Annotated in this window: 10 protein-coding genes; 6 read left to right on the forward strand and 4 right to left on the reverse strand. The window is 65.8% G+C overall.

The window, feature by feature from the left end:
• Positions 1–84 precede the first annotated feature (84 nt).
• The 6 genes from preA (at position 85) to glpX (ending at position 8,885) form a co-directional block, all read left to right on the forward strand.
• Positions 85–1,251 carry an NAD-dependent dihydropyrimidine dehydrogenase subunit PreA gene (preA, locus tag IT430_01170; GenBank protein MCC6906527.1) on the forward strand — a complete coding sequence of 389 codons (1,167 nt, stop codon included), beginning with the start codon at positions 85–87 and terminating at the stop codon, positions 1,249–1,251.
• Positions 1,252–1,336: 85 nt separating this feature from the next.
• On the forward strand, positions 1,337–1,714 hold the full coding sequence (locus tag IT430_01175) for a hypothetical protein (GenBank protein MCC6906528.1): 378 nt from the start codon (positions 1,337–1,339) through the stop codon (positions 1,712–1,714).
• A gap of 118 nt (positions 1,715–1,832) precedes the next feature.
• The gene (gene secA / locus IT430_01180) at positions 1,833–5,717 is read left to right on the forward strand and encodes a preprotein translocase subunit SecA (protein MCC6906529.1); all 3,885 of its coding nucleotides are present in this window, start codon (positions 1,833–1,835) and stop codon (positions 5,715–5,717) included.
• 47 nt (positions 5,718–5,764) lie between these two features.
• A complete protein-coding gene (gene lgt, locus IT430_01185) occupies positions 5,765–6,829 on the forward strand; it encodes a prolipoprotein diacylglyceryl transferase (protein ID MCC6906530.1) in 1,065 nt (354 codons plus the stop codon).
• Between the two features lie 16 nt (positions 6,830–6,845).
• Complete coding sequence (locus IT430_01190; protein ID MCC6906531.1) at positions 6,846–7,730, forward strand: formylglycine-generating enzyme family protein; 885 nt, start codon at positions 6,846–6,848, stop codon at positions 7,728–7,730.
• A 96-nt stretch (positions 7,731–7,826) separates the two neighbouring features.
• Positions 7,827–8,885, forward strand: a complete 1,059-nt coding sequence (glpX, locus tag IT430_01195) for a class II fructose-bisphosphatase (protein MCC6906532.1) — start codon at positions 7,827–7,829, stop codon at positions 8,883–8,885.
• Positions 8,886–8,957: 72 nt separating this feature from the next.
• On the opposite strand, the gene IT430_01200 is transcribed toward glpX, so the two are convergent.
• From IT430_01200 to IT430_01215, 4 genes are all read right to left on the reverse strand, one after another.
• Positions 8,958–9,734 (reverse strand): hypothetical protein, encoded by a 777-nt coding sequence (locus IT430_01200; protein ID MCC6906533.1) that lies wholly within the window; start codon positions 9,732–9,734, stop codon positions 8,958–8,960.
• A gap of 70 nt (positions 9,735–9,804) precedes the next feature.
• Positions 9,805–10,266: a Dabb family protein gene (locus IT430_01205; GenBank protein MCC6906534.1), complete on the reverse strand. Its 462-nt coding sequence runs from the start codon at positions 10,264–10,266 to the stop codon at positions 9,805–9,807.
• Between the two features lie 3 nt (positions 10,267–10,269).
• On the reverse strand, positions 10,270–11,550 hold the full coding sequence (locus tag IT430_01210) for a DUF1015 family protein (GenBank protein ID MCC6906535.1): 1,281 nt from the start codon (positions 11,548–11,550) through the stop codon (positions 10,270–10,272).
• A gap of 102 nt (positions 11,551–11,652) precedes the next feature.
• The gene (locus tag IT430_01215; GenBank protein MCC6906536.1) at positions 11,653–12,618 is read right to left on the reverse strand and encodes a PDZ domain-containing protein; all 966 of its coding nucleotides are present in this window, start codon (positions 12,616–12,618) and stop codon (positions 11,653–11,655) included.
• Positions 12,619–12,711 lie beyond the last annotated feature (93 nt).

Here is a 12,711-nt window from a genome sequence, read left to right on the forward strand (position 1 = left end):
CTCGCTTGATCACAGCACCCCGTGGCGCGCGCGGCTCTATCATTGGGCGGTGGAAATACCAGCACATCAGCGAAAGCGCGGCTCATGCCCGATCTGAGCGTCTGTATCAATGGCATGCGGTTCCCGAACCCTTTTGTGATCGCCTCTGGCCCGCCGGGGACGAACGCCAACGTCATCGGCCGCGCCTACGACGAAGGCTGGGGCGGCGTGGTGTGCAAAACCGTCTGCCTCGACGCCGAGTCGATCATCAACGTCAGCCCGCGCTACGCGCACCTGCGCGCTGCGGATTCCGATGAGATCATGGGCTGGGAGAATATCGAACTCATCAGCGACCGGCCCTTCGAAACCTGGCTCGACGAGTTCAGGCGCATCAAGGATCTTTATCCGCAGCGCCCGCTCATCGCTTCGGTGATGGAAGAGTGCGCGCGCGACCGCTGGGTCGAGATTATCCAGCGCTGCGACGAGATGGGTGTGGATGGCTTTGAACTCAACCTCTCGTGCCCACACGGCCTGCCCGAGCGGCACATGGGCCAGGCGATGGGCCAGGACCCGGAGATTGTGCGGGAGGTGTGCCAGTGGGCCCGCAGCGCCACGCGCAAGCCCATCTGGGCCAAGATGACGCCCAACATCACGAGCATCGTCGAGCCGGCCCGCGCGGCTCTGGAGGCAGGATGCGACGGCATCACCGCCATCAACACCATCCTTTGCGTCATGGGCGTCGACCTGGAGACGCTTCGTCCCCTCCCCACCGTGGAGGGATATTCGGAGGCCGGCGGGTACTCGTCCAAGGCCATCCGGCCCATTGCGCTGCGCATGGTGATGGAGACCGCCCGGCTGGTCGCCGCTGATTTCCCCGCGGCGACGGTCAGCGCCGCGGGCGGCGTCGAGAGCGGCGATGACGCGGTGCAGTTCATCCTCCTCGGCGCCGGGACGGTGCAGGTGTGCACGGGCGTGATGAAGTTCGGCTATCGCATGATCCGGCCGATGCTCGACGACCTGCGGGCCTTCATGGACCAGCATGGATTTGAGACCGTGGATGAGTTCCGCGGCCGGAGCCTGCCCTACTTTACCACCCACGCCGATCTCGTCTCGCGCCAGGCGGCGGCCCGCGCGGCCCGGGGGGGCGAGGGGCAGCCGGCCGAGACCGGGGGTCGCGACGACCGCTGGCAGGCGGACCGCCTCGTGGAGCAGTCCCGGGCTCTCTCGTCGCAGGAGCCCGACCCGGCACTGACCCGCGGCCCCTCCCAATAACGGTTGGGAAAGCGAGCGCGGCGGACCAACCTACAATCCCACTTGCCGGCCGGCCGCGCCAGGCCGATACTACTTCCCAGCACCAATGTCCCGACTCGACCGCTCAACCCGACCTCTGCCCACCTCGCTGGCGACGCTCGCCGCGCTGGTGGCGATCCTGGCGGCGGCCTCAAGCCTGCCGGACGGAGCGGTCATCGAGCGATCGCGCGGCTGGATCATCCGGCCGATCGACGGTGACGAACCTGGTTCGACGGGCGGAAGGTCGCTGACCGACTGCCTCGCGCAGGCGGCGCGGCACCTGCTGGGCGCCCGCGCGGAACTGACAGTCGCGCTCGCGCCGCTGCACGTGGTTCAATCGGGCCGGGTCACGGCGACGCTCGCCGCCGTGCCTGAGAGTTGCTGCTGGCCGCCCGAGCGGCGAGTGCTTGTGACCCACCTCGCGCTGCCTCCCCCGCTGGCGTGATGACGCGTTGCCGGCATGGCGCTGCGCCTTTTGCGCGCAGCCGCTGGGCGCCGGCGTCGCCGCGAACCGTGCGCTCCGGTCGATTCATCACTCTCTGCAGCCAGTCAAGGATTTAAACATGCCAGGCGTTCCCGTATTGGGCCCCATGATGGCCAAGCTCTTCGGCACTCGCAACGAGCGGTTCGTTCGCCGTTACCTCCATCGCGTTGAGGAAATCAACGCGTTCGAATCGGAAGTCGCCCAACTCACCGATGCGCAGTTGCGCGAGAAGACCGCGGCGTTCCGCGACCGCTTCGCCGGCGGCGAGAGCGAGCAGAACATGCTCGTGGAGGCCTTCGCCGTCGCCCGCGAGGTGATGGATCGGGCCGTGGGCATCCGCAACATTTTCGATCCCAACCTGAACTTTGATCCCTCCGTGCTCAACGAGCGGGCCCGCAAGTTGTACGCAGACGTGAAGGCGACGATGGTGGAGAAGGGCGAGTTGCCGCCGACGGGCGAACTCATCGGCAACGTGGAGCCGGTGCCGGCGTGGAAGGTGCTGCCGATTCCCAACGAGATCTACGCGGCGGTGCGCGAAGCGTATCCACAGAGCAAGCCGCCGTTCCGGGCCCGGCCGTTTGATGTGCAGCTGGTTGGCGGGATGGTGCTGGCCGAGCATCGCTACGACCGCATCCGCTCCGCCGCCCGCGCGCGGGACGTTTACTTCGGCAACATCGCTGAAATGAAGACGGGCGAAGGCAAGACCATCGTCGCGCCGCTGGCGTGCTACGTGCACGCGATCGCGCGTCGGCAGATCCATGTCGTCACCGTCAATACCTATCTCGTTCGCCGCGACCGCTACTGGACGTTCCCGTTCTTCTACCACCTCGGCCTCACCGTCGGCTACATCGCGCCGCACCACGAGTTGCCCGAGCAGTTCAAGAAGATCGCGTACCAGTGCGACGTGGTGTACGGCACGACGAGCGAATTCGGCTTCGACTACCTGCGCGACAACATGAAGATCCGCCTTGAGGACCAGGTGCAGCGGCAGCGCGTCTTCGCCATCGTGGACGAAGTGGACTCGACGCTCATCGACGAAGCCCGCACGCCGCTGATCATCTCCGGCCAGGCGCACGAGGACTCGCCGCGCTACCACCTGGCCGACAAACTCGCCGCGCACCTTGTCGAGAAGCAGAAGCCCTGGCAGGACGCGGACCGGAAAGTCGAGGAGTGCCGCAACCGCATCAAGGGCCTCGAGGGCGACATCCGCAACACGCGCGAAAAGGCCAACGTCCCGGCGATGAGGGCCGAGATCGAACAGCTCAAGAAGGAACTGCCCCGCCTTGAGCAACTGCGCGATGTGAACCGCAAGTACTACGAGGTCGAGATGGACAAGAAGAGCGTCCACCTCGAACACGAAGGCGTCACCGAAGCCCAGCGTGTGGCCGACATCGGCTCGTTCTACGTCGGCGACAACATCGACATGCCCCACCTGCTCGAGCAGGCGCTGCGCGCCCGGGCAGTCTACGAGCGCGACAAGGACTACGTTGTCAAGGACGGCGCGGTGGTCATCGTGGATCAGTTCACCGGCCGTCTCATGGTCGGGCGGCAGTGGTCCGACGGCCTGCACCAGGCGATCGAGGCCAAGGAGCGCGTCGAGATCAAGCCCGAAACGCAGACGATGGCGACGATCACCATCCAGAACTTCTTCAAGTTGTACGAGCGCCTGGCGGGCATGACGGGCACGGCCGACACCGAGGCGCAGGAATTCCACGACATCTACAACATGGATGTGGTCGTCATTCCCACGAACGTGCCGGTGGTCCGCCGGGACTACAACGACCGGATCTACCTCAGCGGCAAGGACAAGTGGGGTGCGATCGTCGAGGAGATCAAGACGTTTCACGACCTGGGCCGGCCCGTGCTGGTCGGCACGACGAGCGTGGAAAAGAGCGAGATGCTCAGCCAGCGCCTGAGTAAGAAGTACAACATCCAGCACGAAGTGCTCAACGCCAAGCAGCACGAGCGCGAAGCCCACATGATCGAGAACGCCGGCGCGCTGGGCGCCGTCATGATCGCCACGAACATGGCCGGCCGCGGCACGGACATCAAACTGCAGAAGATCGATCGCCAGGCGCTGCTCGACCACTGGAAGCGCCGGCAGATCTGCCCGCGCCAGGTCGAAGCCTCCATGAGCGACGAGGAGATCATCACCCGCATTCACCGCTTCCTGGCCGAGCGCACGCTGGGCCTCAAGAAAAACGAGGTCGAAGCGCTCAGCGACGCCGAGATCACGCACCGGCTGCTGGTGCATTGGGCCGTCGAGCACACGCTCTACGACGAGAAGCGCATCGGCAAGATGACGGATGATGAACTGCGCGCGGCTCTCGACGAGAACGGCAACTTCCTGCTCCATCACCTCGCGGTGTGGGACACCACCGAGGCCCTGGGCGGGCTGCACGTCATCGGCACCGAGCGCCACGAGTCACGCCGCATCGACAACCAGCTGCGCGGCCGCTCGGGCCGCCAGGGCGACAACGGCTCGAGCCGCTTCTTCATCAGCCTCGAGGACGACCTCATGAAGATGTTCGCCGGCGACACGACGCAGCGCGTGCTGTCGCGCCTGGGCATGAAAGAGGGCGACGCCATCGAGGCTCCAATGCTCACCAAGGCCGTCGAACGCGCCCAGCGCAAGGTCGAAGAGCGCAACTTCGAGGTCCGCAAGAACATTCTCGAGTACGACGAAGTCATGGACCATCAGCGGCACGACTTCTACTCGCGCCGCCAGCGCGTCCTCGAAGGCCGGCAACTCCGCGCCCTGGTGCTCGAATACCTCGGCGAGGCGATCGACGACGCGTGCGATCGTTTCCTCTCGCCCGAGTACGTGCCGACATGCGTCGGCGAGTGGGCGCAGAACACGCTGGACGTCTCCATGCCGCCGGATCGCCTGATCAATCTCGACCGCGAGGACATGCTCAACCGCATTCAGCGGGCGGCGTTCGAGGAGTCGCGCAACCTCATCGGCGTGAGCATCGGGGAATTCAAGAACGACGAAGGCGATCCCGAGGATTGGGATCTCAAAGGACTGGTGAACTGGGCCAAGAGCCGCTACGGCGTCGAACTGGGCGCCGACGAGGCGCGCGACATGCCGCAGCGCGAGATCGCCGACCGCCTCTGCGACGCCGCGCGCCGCCAGATCGAAGCCGTCGATTACTCCGAGATCGAGCGGTATCTCGAGCCGAACTACGCGCAGAAGATGCTCGCCGACTGGGCCAACAACCGCTTCGGCATCGAACTCAAGGCCGAAGAACTCGCGGACCTGAGCATCGCCGCGGCCAGCAGCCTCGTGTTCCACAAGGTCGAAGAATCCTACACCCAGCGCGAACTCCGCTATCCCGTGGATTACGCCGTGGACATGACCATGGCGATCATGGCCCAGGACCCGCGCGCAGCACTGGCGAATCTTGCCGCGTACGCCAGCTTCCGCTTCGGCATCGATCTCGACGACAAGCGATTGCTGACGATGACGCCGCGCGAGTACCACAAGGAGATCCTCGAAGCCAACGAGCGATGGATGGCTTCCGGCAGACAGCAGGCGATCGAGACGGCGCTGCGCGATTGCCCCGACGACGAATCGCTCGACAAGCACCTCAAGGAGCGCTACCGGATGGCGCTCAGGGATAACGAGCGCGGCCTGACGGGCGAAGATCGCCGCGCCATGATCGAAGCCAAGTTCGAGAACTTCAGCCGCAGCGAACTGATGCAATTCGAGTCGTACGTGCTGCTGCAGGTGCTCGACACGTCGTGGAAGGACCACCTCTACTCGATGGACCAGTTGCGCACGTCGATCGGCTTCCGCAGTTTCGCCCAGCAGGATCCTCGCGTCGAGTACCGGCGCGAAGGTCGCCGGCTGTACGACCAGATGACGCAGGGCGTGCGCGAGAAGATTGCCGATGTGATCCTCAAGGGCAAACTCATGCCGCAGGTGGCGCCCGGGCGCGGCCCGGCGCCGGCCCGGAGGTGATGTTCCGCCGTCTGTGCTGATGCTTCGAGGCGCAAAGGCTGCTCTCCATGCTCGAACTGGCCGCGTATCTCCACCGCCTCGACCCGTTCGCCTGGCGCATCTCCGGCGACTTCGGCATCCGGTGGTACGGCATCGCCTATGCGGCCGGCTTCGTTTGCCTCTATCTCCTGGCCACGCGCCTGGCCAGGCGGGGGCGAATCGTGCTCACGCCCGAGCAGGTCGGCGACTACGTCATGTACGCCGTGGCCGGCGTGCTCCTCGGCGGCCGGCTCGGCTGGGTGCTCTTCTATCACCCGGCGGCGCTGTGGACCTTCACCTCGTCGGCGCCGTGGTGGGAAGTGCTGGCCATCAATCGCGGCGGCATGGCGAGCCACGGCGGCATGCTCGGCGTGATCATCGCCATGGCCATCTTCGCGCGCCGAAATCGCATCAATCCGCTCGGGCTGCTCGATGTCAGCGCGCTGCTCGTGCCGCTGGGTCTCTTCTTCGGACGCCTGGCCAATTTCATCAACGGCGAGTTGCGCGGCGAGCCCTGCGATCCGTCGTTTCCGCTCGCGGTGAAATTCCCTCACGAGATCGTCGAGGAGTGGGGCGCTGCCGAATTCCGCGCCGCGCCGGGGCTCGCCGACTACTTCAACATCCCCCCGCTGCGATGGCAGGAGTTCCTGCGCTCCGTGGAGGAGCGCGTTCCTGCCGCGCTCGTGCAGTTTCAGCAGTATCAGCACGATCTGCTCACCGCCGTTCGCGCCGGCAACCAGCAGGTCATCTCGACTGTCGAGCCGATGCTCATCGCCCGCCACCCTTCGCAACTCTACCAGGCGTTCGCAGAGGGCATCATCCTGGGCGCGGTGCTTGGTTTCATCTTCTTTGTCATCCGGCCCAGGCGCTACGGCGTGGTCGGCTGCTGGTTTCTGATCACCTACGGCATCCTGCGCATCATCACCGAAATCTGGCGCCTGCCCGACGAAGGTATCGAACGCATCCTCGGCCTGAGCCGGGGCCAGTGGCTGAGCGTGGCGATGGTGGTTGTTGGCGTTGGCGCGCTGGTCTGGGTGCTTCGCCGCCCCCTGCCGCCGGACCGCCCGGCGGATTCGCCGCACGCTGCAGCATGAACCGATAGAATCGCACATGCGCGTCGCGTCGATTCTCTGCTGCGTTCTGGTTGCGTGCACCACGAGCGCGTGCCGCCGCACGGCGTCTCCTGCATCCGCGCCGCCCGCGCCGCCGCCGGGCATGGTGTACATCCCGGGCGGGAAGACGAAGATCGGCTCGAGTGATGGCCTGCCGCAGGAGCAGCCGGTGTTCACCGCTGACGTCCAGCCGTTCTTTCTGGACATTCATCCGGTCACCGTCGCCCAGTTCCGCGAGTTCGTCCAGGCCACCGGTTACCGCACGCAGGCGGAAGAGTTCGGCGATTCGGCTGTGTTCGACTTCGACACTGGCGAGTGGAGCCTCAAGAAAGGTGCGAACTGGCGGCATCCCTTCGGCCCCGACAAGTCGGCCGCCGCGGATGACCACCCGGTCACACAGGTGTCGTGGAACGATGCGATGGCGTACTGCAACTGGGCCGGCAAGCGGCTGCCGACCGAAGTCGAGTGGGAGCACGCGGCCCGCAACGCGCGCAACGGCGGGCCGCAGTACCCCTGGGGCGATGAACTGGTCGTGGATGGCAAGTACATGGCCAACGCGTGGCAGGGCTCTTTTCCAGATCTCAACACAGCCGCAGACGGCTACATGGCGACGTCGCCCGTCGGCGCATATGGCGCCTCCCCACTGGGCCTGACGGACATGGGCGGCAACGTGTGGGAGTGGACGGCGGACTGGTTCCGGCCCTATGCGAATCGCGATCAGCCCTTCACGCCCGGCAAGAACAGCAAGAAGGCCACGCGCGGCGGGTCGTTCCTCTGCGACCCGGTGGTGTGCCACGGCTATCGCGTCTCGGGCCGCTCGGACTCGACGCCCGAGACCGGCATGTGCCACACCGGCTTTCGCTGCGCCCGGGATATTCCCTGATCATCGCGCGACGGCTCGCCGCGTCTGTGCCATGCGCGTATTCTGACCTGCTGGTGCGATTTCATTCAGTCGCCGGTCTTTCACGAGAGAAGAGAGATGCCCAAGAAAGCAGTCCCCGATCCAGAGCGCCAGATCGATCTCGACCTTGTACGCGCCACCGAGAATGCCGCGATGGCAGCGTGGAAGTGGTTCGGCAAGGGCGACAAGAACATCGCCGACGGCGCCGCCTCCGACGCGATGCGCGGCATGTTCCAGCTCATCCACTGCAAAGCGCTCGTGCGCATCGGCGAGGGCCGCAAGGATGATGCGCCGGGAATCTTCACCGACGAAAAACTCGGCACGTGGGTGGAGGGCAGCATCCCCCTTGCCGTCGCGGTTGATCCGATCGACGGCACCACGCTGACGGCCAAGGGACTGCCGGGCGCCGTTTCCGTACTCGCCGTAGCAGCCTGCGAAGATCCGCACGATGACCCGTCGGCACTGTTTCCGGTCATCCCCTCCTACTACATGGAGAAGATTGCATTCGGCCCGAAGGTTGCCGAAGGTCCGGGCAAGATCCGCATGGATGCGCCGATCGATGAGAACCTTGACATCATCGCCTTCAAGTTGAAGAAGCGCGTGCGCGATCTCGTGGCGGTGTTGCTCGACCGGCCGCGGCACCAGCACATGATCGATGCCATCCGCAAAGCAGGCTGCGGCATCCGGCTCATCTCCGACGGCGACGTGGCCGCGGCCATCGCGCCCAGCCTGCCCAACTCCGGGGTGGACCTCTATATCGGCATCGGTGGAAGTCCCGAGGCGGTGATCGCCTCCGCCGCGATCAAGTGCCTCGGTGGCGAGCACCTCTCGCGCATGTGGCCGCGCGACGATGCCGAACGCCAGGCGCTCGTCAAGGAGCACGGGTGCACCGAGGCGGACTTCTCCAAGATCTGGACCGTCAACGAAATGGCCAAGGGCGACCACATCATCTTCGTCGCCACCGGGATCAGCGACTCGCCGATGCTGCGCGGCATCCGCTACGACCAGCAGCACTGCATCACCGAGTCGGTGCTTATGCGCTCGCGCTTCCGGACCGTGCGGCGCATCGAAGCGTTCCACAACATCGACAGCAAGACGATTCGCCTCGCGTCCACCGGCGAAGAAATGCGCCTCTGACGCGCTATGCCTGCCTGCAGCGGGCGGCGACGCGTGGCCATGGCACAGCGTGATTGAAGTCCGGCGCCGGCGTCAACCGCCGCCTTCACCCCCCGGCGGCGCCGGCTCCTCATCCTCGCCGGGCGGGGCCGGTTCGGCGCCACTCACCGGCGCTTCGGCCGCGTTTTCGTCGAAGATGAGGTCTCCGAGATCCGGATCGTGCAGGACGATGCGCGCGATGCCCACCTGTTCGAGCCGACCGTTCGGGCCGACGAGCAATTTGATCGTCATCGTCGTATCCAACGTCTTCTTGCTGAAGACGAGTTGGCTTCTCACATCCATCGACTGTTCGCCGACGCCCGAGCCGCCGATCGGCTGGTTGGTCGAGGAGGATTGGATCCCCTGCTGGACGCTGCCGTAGCGCGCGGTGACTTCATCGGCGAAGGCCTGAAGCTGCGCATCACTCACCTGGGTCTCGACGGGTGCATACAGGTGCGTCCGCGCCGAGGCGAAATCGCCAATCTGCACGTCGCTGATGAACTCCTTGGGCCCCTGCGCGACGAGCGTGAACATCTTCCAGTACTCCTGCGCGTACGGCCGCACCCACTGCATGAGCAGCGCCTGGCCGGCCAGCGACAAGATCGAGATGATGATCGCCGCCGCCGCCAGGCCGGTGCCCTTGCGCCGGCCGTTCGAAGACGAGACCGACAGCAGCCCGCCGACGCCCATCAGCAGCCCGAGCAGCGAAGTGAGCGGGCAGCAGATGATCACGCTGCAGACAAAGCCCGAGACCGCCAGCAGACTGGTGCGCGGCGGCTCGCCACCGTGGTCTCGATAGGGGTCCATTCCGCCGGCATCGAACTGACTCATGCTCTTCTTCCTTCTGAAAGCTCAGGGCGCTTACGGTCTTATTGGGATTCCCCGTGCGACCATACGGAGGTCAGGGAGACTCATCCAGCACGTCGTGGACCCGAATCCACTCCCAGCGCGGCTTCCATTTCTCGACCAGCGCCACGTGGCTCGGGTGATTGACGTAGGTGCGGTAGGCCTCCTCGTCCTCGAAGCCGACGTAGAAGCCCACGTCGTAGTCGCCATCCACGTTGGAGCGGCCGACGTCCAGGTGCGTGCCGCAGTAGTACGACACCACGCCTGGAATCACGGCGAGTTGCTCATCGCAATCAGCAATCAGTTCCAGCGCCTCCTCGGCATTCTTCAGTTTAAAGAACGCGAGATGGTTGATGCGGGCCGGGCGGGGCGGATTCGGGCTCAGCTGCGCTTCGGAGGGGCAGCAGATCGAGCGGCAGCCGCCCGCGAGCACGAGGAAGATCGCCACAACGGCCGGCAGAACGAAAGGACTCAGGGAGAGTCCGAGCAACGGCGAAACGCAACGAGGTCGGTCCATCATTTACTCCAGTGACTTGAACAGCAGGCCGGTCGGCATCTTGGGCCAGAAGAAAGTCGAATCCGCCGGCAGCAGGAATCCGCCGGCGGCAATGGCGAGCACATCTTCGAGACGCAGCGGCAGCATGACGATGCCGACCTGCGGCCGATCGAGTCGTCCATCCGCCCGGCGCATTTCGGGAATCTCAGCCACCGCGCGCTGAAGCGGATCGCGCCCAGCATTGCACCAATCGCGCAACACACGATCGACGACGAGGCGGCGGCAGACCACCGGCGCCGCCCGCCGCCATGCTTCGGGGGCCTCGGGCGCATTTTGAGCGAGCGGATCGACCTCGCGGGTGCTGATGACAAAGCACCGGCCGGATTCGAAATCGACCAGTCCCATGGGAATGGAGCGCTCAAACCAGGCCCGGAACACATGGCACTCCAGATCGGCTTCCGTCCCGGCCGTCTCTTCAATGCGGAACAGATCGCCGAGCTCTTTCAGCAGCTTCTCGAGGCTGAAATTCTCCATGCCGCCGTACACGTGGTGCAGCGGTCGGATCGCCATGCCTGCATCCTGATGCGCGACCAGCGCCATCATGCAGGCGCGCGCGGCCCGCGGCGCTGCCCCACCGAGCGACTCGAGGTAGGCGACCTGCGAGGCGTAGCGGTGGTGCCCGTCGGCGATGATGACATCGCGCGAGCCGAACGCGGCGGTAAGGCGGTTCACCTCAGCCTCGCGCTCGACAAGCCACAGCTCAGACAGCGTACCGTCGGGCGAAACGCCCACGGCGCGAGGCTCATCGCGGATGAGGCGATGCCGGATCTGCTCTTCGACAGCGCCCTCGTCGTCGCTGTAGATGCCAAAAATCGGCGACGTCTGTACCCGCAGCGCCTGCAGCAGCGCCAGCCGGTCGCCGCGCGGCCCCGAATCGGTCTCCTCGTGGGCGTAGAGCCCGGCGGACCGTCCCAGCGGGACCAGAGGCACGTCGGCGAAGATCGCGTGCCGCCGCGCGATCGAACCGCGATCGCGGAACGTCTGGCGCAGCAGGCCATAGACCGGGCGGTCGCACGGCGCCAAGGCTCCCCGGCCCAGCCACGACTCCAACAGTGAGCGGGCGCGCGCATAGCCCTCGCGCGGGCCGACTCGATCGATCGGCAACTGCGGCAGATCGATGGCGCAACTGTTGAGCGCATCAGCCTTGAGCAGTTGAGTGCGGAGCGCCGAGGTAACGACGTCGTAGGGCGGCGCCAGCCGGCTGGAGAGGTCGGCGCACCCACCCGCCGGGCTTCGAGCGTACATCAAAGCCTGCTGTATCGGCGCGATGCCGGGCATGGCGTCCCCTGAACGATTGCTACAGACTAGGAATCGCGTCAGGAGTGAACAAGTGGACGCCGCGCTCGCTCAGCGCCGGCGCCGGCCGGAAGCCGAGGCCTCCAGCAGCCGCAGCCGCGCGTTGAGCCGGGCGAATTCGTCGATCAGCGGCAGGTACTGGGATTCCAGTTCGCGCCGGCGCTCGGGTGAGTCGGCGTCTGAACTGCTTTCCATCACTCGGGCAATGTCGCGCGAGACTTCCACGCGCCGGCGGTTGAATGCCTCGATCAACTGGGCGTCATCCACGCCGCCGCTCAGCGAGACGGGCGCAGCCGAGGCTTGCCCGGCCGGCAGGATGTTCATGTCGATGAGCAGTCGTGCGTCGGGCGGGAGCTCCTTCTCGCGAATTTCATCCCACTTCTGGGCCATTTCGCGCTGCATCTGCGCGATGAAGTCCTCGAAACGGGGCAGGCCGCGCGGATCGGCCAGCGCGAACTCGACGTCCAGTTCGCGCATGCCGCGGCGGATGCGCGCCTTGACGACGTCGCCGGCCCGGCACCCGGCCATCCGCTTGAGCAGTTCGGGCTGCTGCTGCGCCCGCCGTTCCGGCAGCAACTGTCCGTTGAGCGCAAGAAACTGATCGCCGGGCTGAAGGACGCGCGCCGCAGGCGTGCCGTCGATCACGGTCTGTATCACGGCTATGTCCGACTCGCCAAACTGAATGCCGATCGCGCCGGGATTGTCAATGTAGCGTTGCCGCGACGCCATGAGAAAACGTTCGACGGCCTCGGGTGGCAAGGATCCCCAACGCGACTTCACGAATTCGATGATGACATCCGTCTCGATAGTCGGATCGCCGACAAGGCGATCGGTCGCAGCCTGACGGGTGCTGAGATCGGGGTCGTCCAGTTCGCGCGCGTAGGCTTCGAGCGAAGCCAGCACATCGGCGGCGCGGGCCCGATCGTCGGCTCGCGCGGCGCCGGGCAGCGCACAAGCCAGCGCGCTCGACGCGCCGAGCAGTGTCGCCGCAATAAACATGTGGCGTAACTTTGCCACCGACGCTCCCTCCCGCCGCACTCTTCAGGACCGCGACGTCAGGCTCTATTCTACGAACCGACGGCCCGGCGGGGGCAAGGGAAAGCCTGATGG

Source organism: Phycisphaerales bacterium, assembly GCA_020852515.1.
Lineage (GTDB): Bacteria > Planctomycetota > Phycisphaerae > Phycisphaerales > UBA5793 > UBA5793.

Excerpts from the sequence above, each read along its gene's own strand:
- preA (MCC6906527.1), top strand. The coding sequence starts at position 85 with ATGCCCGATCTGAGCGTCTGTATCAATGGCATGCGGTTCCCGAACCCT.
- IT430_01175 (MCC6906528.1), top strand. The coding sequence starts at position 1,337 with ATGTCCCGACTCGACCGCTCAACCCGACCTCTGCCCACCTCGCTGGCG.
- secA (MCC6906529.1), top strand. The coding sequence starts at position 1,833 with ATGCCAGGCGTTCCCGTATTGGGCCCCATGATGGCCAAGCTCTTCGGC.
- lgt (MCC6906530.1), top strand. The coding sequence starts at position 5,765 with ATGCTCGAACTGGCCGCGTATCTCCACCGCCTCGACCCGTTCGCCTGG.
- IT430_01190 (MCC6906531.1), top strand. The coding sequence starts at position 6,846 with ATGCGCGTCGCGTCGATTCTCTGCTGCGTTCTGGTTGCGTGCACCACG.
- glpX (MCC6906532.1), top strand. The coding sequence starts at position 7,827 with ATGCCCAAGAAAGCAGTCCCCGATCCAGAGCGCCAGATCGATCTCGAC.
- IT430_01200 (MCC6906533.1), bottom strand. The coding sequence starts at position 9,734 with ATGAGTCAGTTCGATGCCGGCGGAATGGACCCCTATCGAGACCACGGT.
- IT430_01205 (MCC6906534.1), bottom strand. The coding sequence starts at position 10,266 with ATGGACCGACCTCGTTGCGTTTCGCCGTTGCTCGGACTCTCCCTGAGT.
- IT430_01210 (MCC6906535.1), bottom strand. The coding sequence starts at position 11,550 with ATGTACGCTCGAAGCCCGGCGGGTGGGTGCGCCGACCTCTCCAGCCGG.